This window comes from Pseudomonas sp. Pseusp88, assembly GCF_047303955.1.
In the GTDB taxonomy this organism is placed as follows: domain Bacteria; phylum Pseudomonadota; class Gammaproteobacteria; order Pseudomonadales; family Pseudomonadaceae; genus Aquipseudomonas.
Map to the genome: position 1 here is coordinate 1 of NZ_JBGLYM010000139.1, position 244 is coordinate 244.

The following is a 244-nucleotide window of genomic DNA, read 5'->3' on the forward strand; positions in this document are numbered from 1 at the left end:
GGGGCTATAGCTCAGCTGGGAGAGCGCCTGCATGGCATGCAGGAGGTCAGCGGTTCGATCCCGCTTAGCTCCACCAAATTTAAGGTTTCAAGGTTAAGCTACACTGCCTTGAAATGTTAAGTACCCAGTGTTTCGGAACCAGCACCGAACACGGTACGAACAAGGTTTGTCCCCTTCGTCTAGTGGCCTAGGACACCGCCCTTTCACGGCGGTAACAGGGGTTCGAGTCCCCTAGGGGACGCCA

General features: G+C 55.7%; 2 tRNA genes. Both read left to right on the forward strand.

Features of this window, described 5'->3' with window-relative positions:
- Window positions 1–76 (forward strand) — tRNA-Ala (locus tag ACCD02_RS32785).
- Between the two features lie 92 nt (window positions 77–168).
- A tRNA-Glu gene (locus ACCD02_RS32790) sits at window positions 169–244 on the forward strand.